This window comes from Marinomonas hwangdonensis (assembly GCF_003721245.1).
Lineage (GTDB): Bacteria > Pseudomonadota > Gammaproteobacteria > Pseudomonadales > Marinomonadaceae > Marinomonas > Marinomonas hwangdonensis.
In genome coordinates, this window is record NZ_RIZG01000003.1 from 38,114 (window position 1) to 54,733 (window position 16,620).

The window sequence follows — 16,620 nt, forward strand, 5'->3', positions numbered from 1 at the left end:
GAGGCCTATCTAGGCCTTTTTTTTCAACTTCATATTCTTATATTCTGTTGGTTTTTTGATTGTCTTCTATTCACTGGCTCTTTGATAAGCGCCTTGTATGAAACACGCAACGGTCTCGTGAGAAAATCAACGATACCACTAAAAAGATAACAACAACGAATGCAGTATAGTGTTTGGTTATGACGTAAACTAAGTTTTATTGAGTACGAGAGTCAGCTACAGTAAAAATTACCTCAACGTTCATCGGAAAGGTTTATGTAATGTTTGTCAGGTTCTTGCGTCCAAACAATCTATCCCAAAAAATGATGCGCGTCATTTTTTCAATTTATATGGTCGTTACCTTGGTCATTACAAGCGTGCAGTTTTTGAGTGAATATTTGAAAACACAGGCTGTTATTGTTGGTGAATTGCAACAGTTAGAAGTAACCGTACGCGGTCCTATTTCGACGAGCTTGTGGCAATACGATCAAAACCAGCTTGATGTGATCACCGATGGGCTGGTACAAATGCCGATTATTGAAGGTGTGGAGGTGTTTGATAAAAATGCGCAAAATATCATATCGAAAACATTCGATGTCGACTCATCCGTTCCTTTGTCTATTTTTGATTCAAAATTAGAGTTAAACAGGACGCTAAATGGTGAACGTATTCCCCTTGGCACACTAGTACTCTATTCATCGTCTGGTGTGGTGTTAGATCGAGTTTGGTTTGGTTTTGCCCTGATTGCTTTTACCGCATTCATAAAGCTGACGATCTTATTTTGGCTGTTTATTTGGGCATTTGATCGATACTTAGCCACTCCGTTGAAGGAATTAATGTCGCAAGTAAACGAGGTGCAATTAAGCCAAGGCATTAGTAAACGTATTCATTTATCTAACACAGAAAATAACGAGCTTAGCCAGCTTCAAGAACACATGAATAGCATGCTGGCTGCTATGTCCTCTGACAGAAAGCGACTGATAGAAGATGAGCAGGCTAAACGGAGTTGGTTAGAAGATGCCGTTGCAAAACGCACAGAAGACCTACAAGCTCTTAACAAAAAACTCAAATATCTCGCTACGAGAGATTCTCTGACAAATATATTAAATAGAGGAAGCTTTTTTGACGCTGCGCAACAGAGGCTTGCTCTTTCTCAACGTCAAGAATCGACTGTGTCCTTCATCTTGATGGATTTAGATTACTTTAAACGTATCAATGACAGTTATGGTCATTTTGTTGGAGACAAGGTACTTATTCACTTCACCCAGACGCTTCAGGGATTTTTAAGAAAAACAGACCTTTTAGGTCGGGTGGGCGGTGAAGAGTTTGCAATTTTGCTTTTTGATACCAAATTAGACGATGCATCTCAGCTTGCCGAAAAGATATGCCAAGCGATTAGTCATTCTGCATTAGAAGTAGAAGGTAACACGATCTCTTATACGGTAAGTCTAGGTGTAGAATCATCCGAACTAAGCGATACATCGATTGATGAACTCTTTAAACGCGCTGATTTGAAATTGTACGGTGCCAAAGATAAGGGGAGAGATCGTGTCGAAAGTTAACCGTTTTAGTCTTTTGGCTTTTTTAATGTACGCTTTTGCTGGGATAGCCGTGCCGAATGCCAGCTATGGAATGACATTAAAAGTATGCTATGACCACTGGCCGCCGATGACGATGTTCCCCATACAAGGTGCGCCAGCGCGCGGCGTGGTGATCGACATGGTAGAACACATATACTCTTCCAAAGGCTATCAATTGGCATTTTATGAAGTGCCTTTGGCAAGAGGACTTGATATGGTCGCAGAAGGACTGTGCGATATGTTGCCAGAATACCTTTATTCAGCCGATTCAGACAGCGGCTTTGTTTATGCGAATGAAGCCACTTTTTCTTATGACTCTGCTTTTGTGATTAGAAAAGAGGATGATTGGCGTTATCAAGGCATTCACTCTTTGACAGGTAAGCGAATTGCAACAGGGCCAGGTTGGGATTACAGTTCCATGAGTACGGAATATCAAAGCCATATTGATGATCCGAAAAACGCTGATTTGATTGAAATAATCGCCGGTCACGATGATGTTGTAGACCGCATATTTAAGATGATTAAAGACAATCGCGTCGACCTATACGCCGATAATGACCTCGTTCTTCAGCATGTTCTAAACCAATTAAAATTAGACAAAGACCTTCGAATCGTACGCCCCGGCTTAGAAAAAAAATTGGTCGAAATACCCATCTTTTCAAAAAAGATTCCCGATGATAAAAGACGAGAACTGATCAACCTCTGGAACCATGGTCGTTTGGCGATAAAAGGCGAAATAGAGCAAGCCTTTCTCAACAAGTACAAGGTTTCCTTGGGAGAATAGCGCAAAATGGATCAGCAAGTTTTTTTGTTTACTGGAAAACGAAAGAGATGCTTCATTATCTTGTAAGCCTATTGAAGAGTGAATCCATCAAGAATTGACCTGTTCGACGATCAACTTGAACCATTATTACCCTCATCTAAGAGACACCTACTGACATGCTAAGCAATACAACTGAACGCCAACTTGAGCCGATTGATGCTGTTATCACTTGGGTCGATGGAAACGCTGCAACACATCGCCAGAAGCGCCAAGAATATATGGCTATTGAGTCGTTACCATTGCATGAAAACGCGTCGAATCCTCATCGCTGGATGTGTAACGATGAAATTTTGTACTGCATCCAATCAATCGAAAACCATGCTCCCTGGGTCGGTAAAATTTGGATTGTGGTTGATGAGGAAGGGCCCGATTTATCCAGTCTCTCAGAAAGCATTAGGGCTAAGGTACATCTCGCCTATCACTCGGAAATCTTTGATGGTTACACTCAGGTTTTACCTACGTTTAACTCTTTGGCTATTGAAAGCATGCTGTGGCGGATTGAGGGACTGAGTGAACGATTCATGTACTTCAATGATGATGTATTCGTGACTGCACCTCTGGCCCCGACAGATATTTTTGATGGGGTAATGCCTATTTTGCGCGGTAAATGGGTGGACTACAGCGAGGTGCTCAACAATGACGAAATGCGAGATGACCCTGCGAAGTTTCACCATTATATGCAGATAAATGCCGCCCAAATTATGGGGTTTTCCTCTACAGAATTGTTTTCCTCTGCCCATGTTGTGCACCCCTTTCGGCGCTCAAAAATGGCTGAGTTGTTTGCTCGGTATCCCGAATACTTCCTTAGCAACATAAAGCACAGGTTTCGTAACTTGGAGCAATTTCTTCCTCAGGGGCTGCATAATCATGCATGTATCCGCAACGAAGAGGCTAAGCTCAGTACGCAAAAAGACCACCTTCACATTACCAGTGGACAAGGAAAGGGACAGCCACCCGCTGACACCCTAGCGCTGCTGACCAGAGCGACAGATCCTGACATCAAGTTTCTCTGTGTGAATGACCTCCCACAACTGGTGGAAATCATTCCTAATGCAGCAGACTGGATAGCCAAAGCGATAGGCGGATTTCCGAGGTCTGTCGCACATTAAAGAGACTGGTTTGGCTATGAGTGTGGTTGTAAATTCAGTTGTTAACTAAAGGGCAGAGTAGTGTTTTCTAATAAAACGGCTTCTATGTCCTTTACGTCCATTGGCTTGGCGAAATAATAACCTTGTCCACAGAAACAGCCCATCTTTATCAGGATGTCGACCTGAGCTTTTGTTTCAATGCCTTCGGCGATGACTTGGCAGTTTAATGGTTCGGCAAGAGCAATCGCGGTGGAAACAATGGCGCGCTTTTTAGGGTCATGCTCAAGGTTATCGATAAAGGACCGATCAATCTTGATGTGATTGACGTTCAAGTTACTCAAATACGAAAGAGAGCTCATCCCCGTTCCAAAATCATCGATTGCCAATTTTATGCCCGCATTTCTAAAATCAGTGAGTTTGCTCGCAATATAATCGATATTTACGCTGGTAGCGGATTCAATCAGTTCTATTTCCAGTTGACTGGGTGCTACCTTGTGCTGCTCTAGACTGGTCAGTGTAAAGCTCAGTAGTTCAGGGTCGAGTAGATTAAACGGCGACAAATTAATGGCAACGGGCGTTAAAATGCCTTGTTGTTGCCAGACCGCCATTTGCTCAATAGCAGCGAGAATGATGTACCTTCCGAACTCTTGAACGCGTCCCCCTTGCTCTATCAAGTCAACAAAATAAGCCGGTGATAACTGGCCATCGGTTGGATGGTACCAGCGCGCTAATGCTTCAACTCCAATCACCTGGCCATTCTGCAACATTACCTTGGGTTGATAGTATAATTTAATCTGCTTTTGAGATAAGGCGTTATCCAGATCGGCGCGCAGTTTCAAGCGCTGCTGTCCATTATTTGGACTAACTTCACTGAACATGCTCCAACCACAGCGCTTTTGTTTGGCCTCATACATCGCCATGTCCGCGTAGATGATTAAGGATTCTGCATCCTGTGCATGACTTGGGTAGTGTGAAAAGCCAACACTGGCCCCTGTATTGATAAAAAAATCGTTAATAGTGATCGGTTCGTTACAGACAATAACAAGTTGAGCTGCGAGTGTTTCGGCTTCTTTTGCCGACATCTCAGGTGCCCAGATAATAAATTCGTCACCACCCGTTCGGATCAGAGTTTGAGAAGGAGCTAATATGTCGTTTAATTTTTGCGCGACACTGATGAGTAAAAAATCGCCTGCGGCATGGCCAAATGCATCATTTACTTCTTTGAATTTATCTAAATCGATGACGAATAAGCAGCCTTCTTTGACTGGCGTGCTCTTCAATTTTGCGGGTTTACGTTGTTCAGATTGAGAGTGGTCAGTAATGGAAAGGCGCATTAAATCAGCTAAAAAAAGTCGGTTTGGCAGACCCGTCAGCGAATCATGAGTGGCTAGATGTGCCAACGCATCGTTTTTATCCTGAACACGCTTGTTCATCCATGACGATAAGGTAAGGGCAAACCAAGTAGCGAGCCAAAAGACAATCACTGACGTAATAGTGAGACGTTTCATCACAAAATCCAGTGTGTCATCAAGGCTTCTAGCCGTTTTTACCAGTAAAACTTGATAGTCACTCTCGTCAACGATGTACCATATGAATTGAGTTTCACCGACTTTTTTTACGCCATTCTGCATAGCGCTTAATGGCATGTTTTCTAGACTGAGTGACAACATTGTTGTTAACGTTTCTATTTGAACTGGGCTGAATTGATGACTGATTGCCAAGTTTAACCGAGGCCCAGTTATTTTCAGGTACAGCTCATCCGTATGTGAATGATCGTTAAAATACACTCTGTTAACTAAGTCAGATACCTTATCTTTAAGTGCTTTGCTCTCAAGAGCGGTAACATTTGACAGAGAAGTAGCTGCCACTCTGTTTTTGTCATTGATAATGAGTTCACTATGAATAAGCATGGCTTGCTTATGAAGTGACTCCAGTTCGGTTTTAATGCCAAGGTCGGCAGCCAATCGGTAAGACACAACCACATAAACAATAGAAACAGAAAGGGCTAAAATGAGGCAAATAGATATCAGCTTTAAGCGAAAGGATTTGTCTTTTTGCAATTCTAAAAAAGAAGCCATACAACCCTTAACATAATGACAAATATTCTACTTTTTATTGTCAGAAGTATTAATGCCCGCTAGGTGATAAACAGGGCACCAACCGAAAAACAAAGAGATAAGGTTCAGCACACCAAACACACCGATTAAGACTTCTAATACAGGTTCTTCTAAATACGCCCCATTAAAAAGTGCGAAGCCAGTAAAAAGCAGACCAATGATGCCTCGGATTGATCTGTCTATAGGGTGTAAGTTTTTTTTCATTTGGTTTTCTCAATTATTAACAACAGCCGTATTCAAGTATCAATGGATACCGCAAGGTAAGCAAGCTGAGGATTGTAATGAATTGCAGTCATTTTGATCTGACTTTCTGTATGATTGGTTAAGAACGGGCGGTTGTCTGGTCGGTGCCTTGTAGACGTGATGTTAGTTTGTCTCATTTCCTGATTCATTCACGATAACCCTTTATTTACTTGACTGAAAAACCATCAGTATGAAATAAATTGCAAGGGATGCAGTGCTGTTTTATAAGGCGAGGTCGACATGAAAAAGACAAAGTTATTATTGGTCATCGCCTTCAGCTTTTTGCTGAGTGCTTGTTCCTCGTCGTTTATCTACAACAACCTAGATTGGTTGTTGTATTGGTATTTGGACGACTACATTATTTTAACTTCAGAGCAAAAATCACAATTGGACGATCGTGTGGAAACATGGCAGACATGGCACCGTACGGTAGAATTACCCAAATATCAGCAACAGATAAATCAACTAAGAAGCCAATTACAAACTGGCCCCCTTGACCAAGAAGCATGGTTAAGTGTCTTTAATGAGGTTCAGCAAAGCGCTAAACACTTACGTGAAAAAATCGCCCCTGAACTGGCGGTGATGGCTCAATCGTTATCGCCAGAGCAAGTGGACGACTTATTATCTGAATGGCAGGAAAATACAACAAAAAGAGCCGACCGAAGAGCCAATACCAGCCCTGAGAAACGCTTAGCAGAGCGTCAAAAAGAACGCATTGCAGAAGTCGAAGACAACATAGGGACACTTACTTTAGAACAGCAAGACATCATTCGAGACCATATCAAGCAACTCTCATCAACATCAGAGTACCGCACAGCCTACCAATATAGACTGCAACTCATTGTCAAAAATCTGTTTGATAATCGGCCTAGTAACACAACGGACCACCATTTCAACAACAAACTCAGCGACTTAATCATCAACCCAAACCAATACAAAAGCGCCGAACATCTCGCCATATCAGAGCAAAACAAAGTGATATACAGCCAAATGATGACAGAACTAAACCGCACTTTGAGTGACAAGCAACAACAGAAACTCGACACAAGCTTGGTCGAGCTCACGCAACTGATGCAAAGTTTAATGAAAGATTGAGGGGAAGAGGCATGTTACAAGGCAATTGCTGTTAATGCCTCAATCACGTCTTTCAGTTGTTGTGTGATCAATGGCTGTTTCTTTCCATCCAGTTGATATTCTGACTGTTTTGCCAGCTCGTCGTTAAGGTACGTGGCTTGGGAAAGTTCAAGCTGAATAGCGTGAATGCCATCACTTGGTTGGCCGAAATGGCGCGTGATATAGCCGCCTTTAAAACGCCCATTGAGCACTTGCGTGTAGTTTGGCCGCACTATTTGGGTGACGACATTGGCCAAGGCTTCATGACACGCTTTGCCTTCGTTGGTGCCCCAGTTAAAGTCTGGCAGCGTACCTTCAAATAACATAGGCACTTCGGCGGCGATGCTGTGTGCGTCGAATAAGATAGCGTAGCCAAATTTGGCTTTTAATCGCGCCAGTTCTTGCTCAATCGTGCCGTGATAAGGCTTCCAGATGTGTTCTTTGTAAAAAGCTTTATGCTCATCTGTTGGCGCTTTGCCATCGACAAAAACAGGACTCTCTTCGAATAAAATATCAGGGAATAGGCCTGTGGTTTTCGTCGCATAAAGTGGTTTGTTGTCATAAGGACGATTTAGATCAATCACATAACGAGAATAATTTGCCTTGATGAAACCCACGCCTAATGATGCTAAAAAATCATAAAGCTCGGGAATAAACCAATCGGTATCCGGCAATTTTTTAGCTTGATCTGTCAATCCAGCTTGCACCTCTGCCGTCAGGTTCAAACCTGAATGCGGCATACTGACCAACAAGGGTGAATCCCCTTGCGCAAATTCAAATGCAGGTACGCTTAATGAGGCATCTGTTGTCATTATGCTTTTTCCTCTTGGCTCTTGTGACCTTTATACATATGGCCTTCATACTTTCTACCTTCATAGACTCTTGCTTTCACTAGGTCGCCTCCTAGCCAATAGCTTAGCTCACCCGGACTTTCTACATCCCAGCAAACAAAGTCCGCGACTTTACCGACCTCTAAACTACCATGAGTATCAGACATTCCCAATGCTTTTGCCGCATGAATCGTCGCGCCAGCAAGGGCTTCTTCTGGCGTCAGTGCGAACAAGGTACAGGCCATATTCATCATGAGGCGAAGCGATAACGCAGGAGAGGTTCCGGGGTTGGCATCCGTAGCAATCGCCATCGGCACGCCATATTGACGCAACAAAGCAATCGGCGGACGCTGAGTTTCTTTTAGCGTGAAAAACGCGCCCGGCAATAACACAGCCACCGTGCCGGAATCTGCCATAGCTTTTACATCAGATTCTTCAATGAATTCAATATGATCCGCCGACAACGCCTTGAACGACGATGCCATACGAGTACCGCCTAATGAAGACAGCTGTTCAGCATGGATTTTCACCGGCAAATCTAACGACTCAGCCGTTTTAAAATAACGCATCACTTGCTCGGTACTGAAGGCAATGCCTTCACAGAAAGCATCTACGGCGTCGGCCATGCCAAGCTCAGCCACTTTTGGTAGAACCGTGTCACAGAGATAATCAATATAAGCGTCTTTGTCGTCAAATTCTGGCGGCATGGCGTGGGCAGCCAAACAAGTGCGTTTCACCGTCACTGGAAATTGCTTTTCTAGTTGCGTCGCTACGCTCAGCATTTTCAGCTCTGCATCGAGAGACAAACCATAACCTGATTTGATCTCAACTGTGGTTACGCCATCAGCCATCAAACTTTTTAGACGACGAGAAGCACTGGCGATTAACTCAGGCTCGCTGGCGTCACGAGTGGCTTTCACAGAGGAAGCAATGCCGCCGCCCTGCTTGGCGATCTCTTGATAACTCACACCATTTAACCGCTGTTCGAATTCACCTGCGCGGTTACCACCAAACACAAGGTGCGTGTGGCAATCGATCAAGCCTGGTGTGACCCAACCTCCGCCCAGATCATGCTCGTTTTGAATTTCATAGTCTGGCAGTTCTTGCGCTTCGCCAATCCAAACGATACGGCCGCCGACGACGCCTATCGCTGCGTTTTCAATCACGCTATACAGGCCATTTTTCATGGTAGCGATATGAGCGCCACGCCATAAGCTGTCTAATTTCATTGGAGTATCGTTTGTCATAGCTGTCCTTTCAAATATTTACTTTTCGCTTTACCTATAAGCTTTGTTATTTATGCGCTAGGTTACTTATAAACTAGGCAAGAGCCCTTCAGGCATAGTCTCGTTATGTACCGCTTCCAATAGTAATTCATTGGCTTTTTCGATGTCTGGCGCGAAGTAACGGTCTTTATCGTAAAAAGGCACGCGAGCACGTAACGTTGCACGGGCATTCTCTAAACGTTTGCTGGATTTCAAAGGTGCACGGAAGTCTAAGCCTTGTACCGCAGACAAAATCTCAACAGCCAAGATACCGCGCGTATTTTCTGCCATGTCTTTCAAGCGACGAGCAGCGAAGGTCGCCATAGAGACGTGATCTTCTTGGTTCGCCGAGGTTGGTAAACTATCGACAGACGCTGGATGCGCGTAGCTTTTGTTTTCGCTCGCAAGCGCAGCAGCCGTTACTTGAGCAATCATGAAGCCAGAGTTTACACCGCCGTTATCCACCAAAAATGGTGGTAATTTACTTAGGTTGCTGTCGATCAACAACGCCATACGACGCTCTGACAAACTACCGATTTCAGCAATCGCCAAGGCAAGATTATCTGCCGCCATGGCAACAGGCTCTGCGTGGAAGTTACCACCAGAAATGATGTCGCCTTCAGCGGCAAAGACTAATGGATTGTCCGATACCGAATTGGCTTCCACACACAAGACTTTAGATGTACTGCGGATTTGCTCAAGGCACGCACCCATAACCTGTGGCTGACAGCGCAATGAATACGGGTCTTGGACTTTTTCACAACCTTGGTGAGAATCGCCCAGCTCAGACGTTTCGCCCAATAAATGGCGATACGCCGCAGCGGCGTCAATTTGTGTTTGATGTCCGCGCACTTCATGAATACGTGCATCGAATGGGCTACGGCTGCCTAGCGCCGCTTCGACAGACAAAGAACCACACACAATGGCAGAAGCGAACAAATCTTCCGCTTCAAACAAGCCTTCCAGAGCAAAGGCGGTAGACGCTTGCGTGCCATTTAGTAGCGCCAAACCTTCTTTTGGTGCCAACTGAATAGGCTCTAATCCAGCAATAGACAAGGCCGCTTGACCGGAAATCACTTCACCACGGTAACGGGCTTTGCCTTCACCTAGCAAAACGGTGCTCATGTGAGCCAATGGCGCTAAATCGCCCGATGCGCCAACAGAGCCTTTTTTTGGAATGCAGGGGTAAACTTCTTTGTTAATCAAGGTCAACAAGGCTTGGATCACTTCAAGACGAATACCAGAGAAACCACGCGCTAGACTGTTTACCTTCAATGCCATGATCAGTTTGACGGTTTTGTCTTCCATCAAAGCACCAATGCCCGCCGCGTGAGACAGCACGATACTGCGCTGTAACTCATCCAAATCTTCTGGTGCAATGCGCGTATTCGCCAACAAACCAAAACCTGTATTAATACCGTATACAGTGCGGTTCTCTGCGATGACATCGTTAACCACTTGCGTGCTGGCGTGGATACCAGGGAAAGCGCTTTCGTCTAGCGTCAATTTCACGTGGCGGCGGCTAATCTGACGCAACTCATTTAGAGTCAATTGACCTGGTTTAATCGTTAATTCAAACATGGTGTTCCTCAAATTATTATTCTCAAATCAAAACGCCGGATAACGGTCGTTCCTCCCTCATCCGGCCTACAATTTTTCCATCAACAGCGTATTATTTCGCTTGAGCACCAGTGATCATTGGTAAATTTAGCCCCTGCTCTTTCGCGCAATCGATAGCAATATCATAACCCGCATCCGCATGACGCATCACGCCCGTCGCTGGATCGTTATGCAATACACGAGCAATACGTGCTGCCGCATCATCACTACCGTCACACACAATCACCATGCCGGAATGCTGAGAGAATCCCATACCTACGCCACCACCGTGGTGTAAAGATACCCAAGTTGCACCAGATGCGGTGTTCAACAAGGCATTCAATAATGGCCAATCTGAGACCGCATCTGAGCCATCTTTCATGCCTTCGGTTTCACGGTTCGGGCTCGCCACAGACCCAGAATCTAAATGGTCACGACCGATAACAATGGGCGCAGACAATTCACCGCTGCGAACCATTTCATTAAAGGCTAGGCCAAGTTTGGCACGTTGACCGAGACCGACCCAACAAATACGCGCCGGTAAACCTTGGAACTGGATACGTTCACGAGCCATGTCTAACCAACGATGCAAGTGCTCATCATCTGCGATCAATTCTTTTACTTTAGCATCGGTTTTATAAATATCTTCAGGGTCACCAGATAAGGCTGCCCAACGGAAAGGCCCAATACCACGGCAGAACAAAGGACGAATGTACGCAGGCACAAAACCTGGGAAATCAAAAGCGTCTTCAATGCCCACTTCTAACGCCATTTGACGAATGTTGTTGCCGTAATCGAACGTCGGCACGCCCATTTTTTGGAAGTCCAACATGGCTTGAACATGTTTCGCCATAGACTGTTTAGCCGCTATCACAACCTCTTTTGGCTGAGTCTGTGATTTTTCACGATACTCTTCCCAGCTCATACCCGCTGGCAAATAGCCATTCAATGGATCATGCGCCGATGTTTGGTCTGTCACCATATCAGGACGAATACCACGCTTTACCATTTCAGGTAAAATGTCTGCTGCATTACCGCAAAGCGCAATAGACACCGCTTTGCCTTCTGCTGTGTATTTTTTGATGCGAGCCATAGCATCGTCTAGGTCAGTCGCTTGCTCATCCACATAGCGAGTACGCAAACGGAAATCGATACGGCTTTGCTGACATTCGATATTCAACGAACACGCGCCAGCCAAAGTGGCCGCCAGTGGCTGAGCGCCACCCATGCCACCAAGTCCTGCCGTTAATACCCAACGACCGGTTAGGTTGCCATCATAATGTTGACGACCCGCTTCAACGAAGGTTTCATAAGTACCTTGCACTATGCCTTGGCTACCAATGTAGATCCAAGAACCCGCCGTCATCTGGCCGTACATGGCCAAGCCTTTCGCATCTAGCTCGTTAAAGTGTTCCCAGTTCGCCCAATGTGGTACCAGGTTTGAGTTAGCGATCAATACTCGTGGTGCATTACTGTGGGTTTTGAACACGCCCACGGGCTTACCAGATTGCACCAGTAAGGTTTCGTCTTCTTCCAGTTCTTTTAAGGATTCAACGATCTTGTCATAACATTCCCAATCACGTGCTGCACGACCGATACCGCCGTAAACCACTAGTTCTTCTGGGTTTTCTGCTACATCAGGATCAAGATTGTTCATCAACATACGCATTGGCGCTTCGGTGAACCAAGATTTGGCGGTAAGTGTCGTTCCTGTGGCCGCTTTTACGACCCCTGCGCGGTAACGTTTTTGAGCGAGTGTTTGCTTAGTCATTTTTCAATCCTCTAAACCTTAAATAAGACGTTTTCGTTCAATCATCCAAACTTACATGTATATACAATTAAAATAAAGATAAAATCTAATTTTCCTAGATGCAAGCCATTTTTCAAAAAAAATCTCGCATATCCGATAAAAAATAGGAAAGCGACGTCTTGTAAACGCAAAAATATCTTAATAAACAAGCAACAAGATACGTCTTAATCGACTAGAAAAAAACACATCAAAAACACACTTGTATATACATTATATTTTCTATTACACTCAAACGATCCACACTGAATTAGGAAATGACTTGTGACTAGCCAACACTCAACTCATTGCGATAGCACTCAATACTATTTTGCGGAACGCGCTTTGCTCTCTTCAGGCTGGGCGAAAGGTGTGCTTTTCTCTGTTAAAGATGGTCAATTTCACTCTTTTGAAGCAGACAGTGCACCAACAACAGACTGCCATGTATTATCTGGCCCAGTCTTGCCTACGCTAGCCAACGTGCACTCTCATGCCTTCCAACGAGTGATGGCCGGTGCTGCAGAAGTCAGCTTAAATCCCAATGATAGCTTCTGGAGTTGGCGCGATCTGATGTACAAGATCGTACAAAAACTCACGCCAGACGATGCACACATCATCGCTAAACAGCTTTATATCGACATGCTAAAAGCCGGTTATACGCAAGTCGGTGAATTCCACTACTTGCATCACGATGTTGGCGGTAAGCATTATGGTCAACTCGGAGAAATGTCGAATCAGATCATCACTGCAGCGGACGAGTCAGGGCTGGGCTTAACCTTGCTACCTGTGCTGTATTCTCACTCGGGTTTTGGAGGACAAGCACCGAACGCCGGACAAGCGCGTTTTATCAATTCCACAGATTCTTATTTGGCATTACATCAAGCCTGCGAGAAAGCGTTAGCGAATCATACTCGCCACAAGTTAGGCATTTGCTTTCACTCGCTGCGTGCCGTGACCAAGCTACAAATAGAAACCGTACTCTCTGCGTTGAAACAAGATGTTCCAATACACATTCATATCGCCGAGCAACAGAAGGAAGTGCAAGACAGTTTAGCCTTCAGCGGCCAACGCCCTGTGGAATGGCTGCATAATGAAATCGGTTTGAATGAGCGCTGGTGTTTGGTTCACGCCACCCATTTAACAGACGCTGAACGCCACGCCATTGCCACCAGCCAAGCCGTTGCAGGGTTATGCCCCACTACTGAAGCCAATCTTGGCGATGGTATTTTCCCAGGCGTCGCCTTCGAACAAGACAACGGCCGCTGGGGAATAGGTTCAGACAGCCATGTGAGCGTATCGATTGTCGAAGAATTACGCACCTATGAATACGGGCAACGCCTACGCGATCAGCAGCGCAACCGACTGTACCGTGCGGACCAAACCAGTGTGGGTGACAACCTTTATCAACAAGCCTTATTAGGTGGAAATCAAGCATGCGGCGTATCACTGGGCTTAGCCACAGGTAACCGAGCTGACTTTATGGTCCTGGATGAATCCCATCCTTTCATCGCCGCCAGTGAAGCCAAAGACCTACTTAACCGTTGGCTATTTGCCACCAATGAAAACCTCGTGAAAGACGTTTTTGTCGCGGGCAAACACACCATAAAAGACTTCCACCACCAGCAAGAAGAAAGCAGCCGTTTGGCCTTTACTCAAGTCATTAAAAAGGCCATGTACCATGCCTAATTTCATTATTATCGAGCAATCACAATACCAGCGAATGCCGTGGAAAAACGGACTTGGTGAAACCCTACAGATTCATCGCCATGACGATGAGCGCGGCCTACGTTTTCGTATTAGTCAGGCAGCGGTTGTGGAAGATGGCATGTTTTCCGACTTCAGCGGCTTGCATCGCACTCTAGTCTTGCTGTCTGGTGAAGGCATGACACTCAAACACGCTGACACAAACACAGACACACACAACCGCCAGACTCATGTTTTGAATAATGTGTTGGACATAGCACGCTTTTCTGGCGGTGATAAGACTCACGCTACCTTGAAAAATGGCAAGATTGAAGACCTCAATATCATGGTGCGAGAAAGCGATACCCAAGCCAAGGTTGAAGCATGCGCCGCCCCCTGCTCGCTCTTGCTGTCAGTTAGCGACACCTTGTTCAGTGGTTTCTACGCCTGTGAAGAAGCCGTACTAGATATACATGGTGCCGATGCGTTCACCATCAAAGCTCATAGCATGGTGATCTTCTCGCAAAACGCCGATGCAAAATTAACTAAAGGCCGTGGCGTTTTTATAAAAACTACTGAGTTAGATTAACGACCAAAATGTCCGAAAAGCTGGAAACGAGATCCGGGGTGAAGTAAACGCGCGGCCGTGACGATGTCATCACCCGCCCAGGTGCGACGTTTAATTTGCAAACATGGCTCTGACGCTTGAATACGCAAACGCTCGCACTCTATCGGATTAGGCAATATCGCTTCCACGAGATGCTCGCCCTCTGTCATGGGGGCGACGCTCATTAAGTACTCATAGGAGGTATGCAAAGAAAAGTCTTGCTTGTCGTAGTCTGGGGCAAGATTGGCATTCACTATGCGTTCTTCTATTTGAATCGGTAAGTCGTTTTCAAAGTGCAACACCACAGAACGAAAAATGCCATGGTTAGTACGAACCCCCAGTGTCATGGCTTCCTCTACCGTGGCTTTCGCGGACTCTAATACCAATAACTCTGAGCGGTGTTTATGACCACGAGCGGCCACTTCTTCTGCGATATTATGGACCTCAAACAGTGCCGAATGAGCTTTTTTCTCCGCCACGAAGGTGCCTAAGCCCTGATGGCGTACCAAAAAACCTTCTGCTGTTAATTCGCGTAAAGCACGGTTCACCGTCATACGACTGACGCCCAATGCTTTCACCACTTCAGACTCAGACGGTATACGCTGGTTAACTTGCCACTGACCAGAGGTGATTTTCAATGAAATCGCCTGTTTTAATTTAGCGTAAATGGGCTGTGGGGCATCCGGTAAATCATCAAACAAGCTTGCTAAATGTTGGTTGGTTACATCTGACACAAAAGATTCCGTATTGATTAATTAAGGTACGATTGCAAACTGTATGGTACAGGCTCCTAGCAACTTGTCTATACATGTTCGTCATTTGACTTATAATTATGACTAAATTGGCATCATCCATAGGGCAGCCAACCAGGCGATCCCCATGCTCAAGGAAAAAATCACCCCCCAACGAGGCGTTTTCACGGTGGCGGGTATGCTTTCTGTCTTGGTTTTACGACCGTGTATCATGGCGTTAATAAGACGTTCTTTGAGGCAAAGTTCATGGTAAAACACCGCCAATACATGCACCGCCACCATGCCAAGTAAAATATCCGGTAAGAAGCGATGGATGGACGCTAACTGACTGACCCACTCTTCTGAAATAAGCGTATTAAACGGCCCGAACCAAAATACTTCGTCACTGTTAAATAAGCCTGTTCCCCACTGCACAGTAAGCGCTACTAGCAGCGCGACCACCATCAAGGCACCCACAGGGTTATGTCCTATGTACTTCTTGGGACGGCCCGATAACAGCGACATGGCGAATCGAAAAGCGCTTTTTGGCCCTTTTACAAATTGACTAAAACGCGCGTAATAGGAACCATAAAAACCATACAAAACACGAGCAATGATCACCGCAGACAAACCGTATCCCATATAAAAATGATACTGCATATAATCCGCGTTTGATTTCCCTGTAAAGATCAAGCCGCTAAACAACACCACCATAAGCCAATGACTCACACGCACAGGCCAGTCCCACACTAGCGTCGATTTCATAAAAAGGATCCTCTTCCTTATAGGGTTTGTTTAAAAAATACACGCAGCCTAAATAGTGACATTAAACTTCTTGGGAGAAAAGACAATATCCACGTATGCTCAAGGCTTAATCGATTAAAGAATTGGCTTGCAAGCCAATTTATGGGACAGTTTGCTTTTAGTTATCACAGAGAAAAGACCCTATGCTTGAATCCCCTAAAGCGACATCCTTGCTCGATAGCATCGTCCGTATTATCTTAATCATTACGATCTTCTACATGTTGAAGCACTTCTACGCATTTGAAAACGATTTAATCTTGGCGTTGGTTTCAGTGCTTTGTGGGCATGTCTTACTCAAAGTAGGCAAGGTGTTGTTTAGAAAAGCGAATACAAAACAATAACTTCCATTGCCTGCCAAATGATCTATGGTTT

15 protein-coding genes are annotated in these 16,620 nt (G+C 45.1%); 7 read left to right on the top strand and 8 right to left on the bottom strand.

Features of this window, described 5'->3' with window-relative positions:
- The first annotated feature begins 260 nt into the window (after positions 1-260).
- From EBI00_RS05790 to EBI00_RS05800, 3 genes are all read left to right on the top strand, one after another.
- Positions 261-1,541: a sensor domain-containing diguanylate cyclase gene (locus tag EBI00_RS05790; RefSeq protein WP_123094988.1), complete on the top strand. Its 1,281-nt coding sequence runs from the start codon at positions 261-263 to the stop codon at positions 1,539-1,541.
- Positions 1,528-2,343, top strand: coding sequence for a substrate-binding periplasmic protein (locus tag EBI00_RS05795; protein WP_206612552.1), 816 nt, complete (start codon positions 1,528-1,530; stop codon positions 2,341-2,343). The genes EBI00_RS05790 and EBI00_RS05795 overlap by 14 nt, the downstream gene beginning before the upstream one ends.
- 155 nt (positions 2,344-2,498) lie before the next feature.
- Entirely contained in the window at positions 2,499-3,491 is a 993-nt protein-coding gene (locus tag EBI00_RS05800) for a Stealth CR1 domain-containing protein (protein WP_123094989.1), read from the top strand.
- Positions 3,492-3,532: 41 nt separating this feature from the next.
- Here EBI00_RS05800 and EBI00_RS05805 read toward each other — a convergent pair whose 3' ends face one another.
- Both EBI00_RS05805 and EBI00_RS05810 read right to left on the bottom strand, forming a co-directional pair.
- On the bottom strand, positions 3,533-5,548 hold the full coding sequence (locus EBI00_RS05805; protein ID WP_123094990.1) for a putative bifunctional diguanylate cyclase/phosphodiesterase: 2,016 nt from the start codon (positions 5,546-5,548) through the stop codon (positions 3,533-3,535).
- 27 nt (positions 5,549-5,575) lie between these two features.
- Positions 5,576-5,791: a YgaP family membrane protein gene (locus EBI00_RS05810; RefSeq protein WP_123094991.1), complete on the bottom strand. Its 216-nt coding sequence runs from the start codon at positions 5,789-5,791 to the stop codon at positions 5,576-5,578.
- A 279-nt stretch (positions 5,792-6,070) separates the two neighbouring features.
- Here EBI00_RS05810 and EBI00_RS05815 point away from each other — a divergent pair, with 279 nt between their 5' ends.
- Positions 6,071-6,925 carry a DUF6279 family lipoprotein gene (locus EBI00_RS05815; RefSeq protein WP_123094992.1) on the top strand — a complete coding sequence of 285 codons (855 nt, stop codon included), beginning with the start codon at positions 6,071-6,073 and terminating at the stop codon, positions 6,923-6,925.
- A 14-nt stretch (positions 6,926-6,939) separates the two neighbouring features.
- Here the strand turns inward: EBI00_RS05815 and hutG are convergent, their stop codons facing one another.
- From hutG to hutU, 4 genes are all read right to left on the bottom strand, one after another.
- Positions 6,940-7,755 carry an N-formylglutamate deformylase gene (gene hutG, locus EBI00_RS05820; protein WP_123094993.1) on the bottom strand — a complete coding sequence of 272 codons (816 nt, stop codon included), beginning with the start codon at positions 7,753-7,755 and terminating at the stop codon, positions 6,940-6,942.
- Entirely contained in the window at positions 7,755-9,020 is a 1,266-nt protein-coding gene (gene hutI, locus EBI00_RS05825; protein ID WP_123094994.1) for an imidazolonepropionase, read from the bottom strand. Before hutI ends, hutG begins: the two co-directional genes overlap by 1 nt.
- Positions 9,021-9,086: 66 nt before the next feature.
- The gene (gene hutH, locus EBI00_RS05830) at positions 9,087-10,619 is read right to left on the bottom strand and encodes a histidine ammonia-lyase (RefSeq protein ID WP_123094995.1); all 1,533 of its coding nucleotides are present in this window, start codon (positions 10,617-10,619) and stop codon (positions 9,087-9,089) included.
- Between the two features lie 91 nt (positions 10,620-10,710).
- A complete protein-coding gene (gene hutU / locus EBI00_RS05835; RefSeq protein WP_123094996.1) occupies positions 10,711-12,408 on the bottom strand; it encodes a urocanate hydratase in 1,698 nt (565 codons plus the stop codon).
- Between the two features lie 300 nt (positions 12,409-12,708).
- On the opposite strand from hutU, the gene EBI00_RS05840 reads away from it, so the two are divergent.
- Both EBI00_RS05840 and EBI00_RS05845 read left to right on the top strand, forming a co-directional pair.
- On the top strand, positions 12,709-14,109 hold the full coding sequence (locus EBI00_RS05840; protein ID WP_123094997.1) for a formimidoylglutamate deiminase: 1,401 nt from the start codon (positions 12,709-12,711) through the stop codon (positions 14,107-14,109).
- On the top strand, positions 14,102-14,695 hold the full coding sequence (locus EBI00_RS05845) for a HutD/Ves family protein (protein ID WP_123094998.1): 594 nt from the start codon (positions 14,102-14,104) through the stop codon (positions 14,693-14,695). The genes EBI00_RS05840 and EBI00_RS05845 overlap by 8 nt, the downstream gene beginning before the upstream one ends.
- Here EBI00_RS05845 and hutC read toward each other — a convergent pair.
- Both hutC and EBI00_RS05855 read right to left on the bottom strand, forming a co-directional pair.
- The gene (gene hutC / locus EBI00_RS05850; protein WP_123094999.1) at positions 14,692-15,447 is read right to left on the bottom strand and encodes a histidine utilization repressor; all 756 of its coding nucleotides are present in this window, start codon (positions 15,445-15,447) and stop codon (positions 14,692-14,694) included. The two genes, EBI00_RS05845 and hutC, sit on opposite strands and share 4 nt — an antisense overlap.
- A 102-nt stretch (positions 15,448-15,549) precedes the next feature.
- Positions 15,550-16,209 (bottom strand): cytochrome b/b6 domain-containing protein, encoded by a 660-nt coding sequence (locus EBI00_RS05855; protein ID WP_123095000.1) that lies wholly within the window; start codon positions 16,207-16,209, stop codon positions 15,550-15,552.
- Positions 16,210-16,391: 182 nt separating this feature from the next.
- Here EBI00_RS05855 and EBI00_RS05860 point away from each other — a divergent pair, with 182 nt between their 5' ends.
- On the top strand, positions 16,392-16,589 hold the full coding sequence (locus EBI00_RS05860; RefSeq protein ID WP_123095001.1) for a hypothetical protein: 198 nt from the start codon (positions 16,392-16,394) through the stop codon (positions 16,587-16,589).
- Positions 16,590-16,620: the final 31 nt, after the last annotated feature.

Coding starts and splice junctions, on each gene's coding strand:
- EBI00_RS05790 (WP_123094988.1), top strand. CDS start 261: ATGTTTGTCAGGTTCTTGCGTCCAAACAATCTATCCCAAAAAATGATG.
- EBI00_RS05800 (WP_123094989.1), top strand. CDS start 2,499: ATGCTAAGCAATACAACTGAACGCCAACTTGAGCCGATTGATGCTGTT.
- EBI00_RS05805 (WP_123094990.1), bottom strand. CDS start 5,548: ATGGCTTCTTTTTTAGAATTGCAAAAAGACAAATCCTTTCGCTTAAAG.
- EBI00_RS05810 (WP_123094991.1), bottom strand. CDS start 5,791: ATGAAAAAAAACTTACACCCTATAGACAGATCAATCCGAGGCATCATT.
- EBI00_RS05815 (WP_123094992.1), top strand. CDS start 6,071: ATGAAAAAGACAAAGTTATTATTGGTCATCGCCTTCAGCTTTTTGCTG.
- hutG (WP_123094993.1), bottom strand. CDS start 7,755: ATGACAACAGATGCCTCATTAAGCGTACCTGCATTTGAATTTGCGCAA.
- hutI (WP_123094994.1), bottom strand. CDS start 9,020: ATGACAAACGATACTCCAATGAAATTAGACAGCTTATGGCGTGGCGCT.
- hutH (WP_123094995.1), bottom strand. CDS start 10,619: ATGTTTGAATTAACGATTAAACCAGGTCAATTGACTCTAAATGAGTTG.
- hutU (WP_123094996.1), bottom strand. CDS start 12,408: ATGACTAAGCAAACACTCGCTCAAAAACGTTACCGCGCAGGGGTCGTA.
- EBI00_RS05845 (WP_123094998.1), top strand. CDS start 14,102: ATGCCTAATTTCATTATTATCGAGCAATCACAATACCAGCGAATGCCG.
- EBI00_RS05855 (WP_123095000.1), bottom strand. CDS start 16,209: ATGAAATCGACGCTAGTGTGGGACTGGCCTGTGCGTGTGAGTCATTGG.
- EBI00_RS05860 (WP_123095001.1), top strand. CDS start 16,392: ATGCTTGAATCCCCTAAAGCGACATCCTTGCTCGATAGCATCGTCCGT.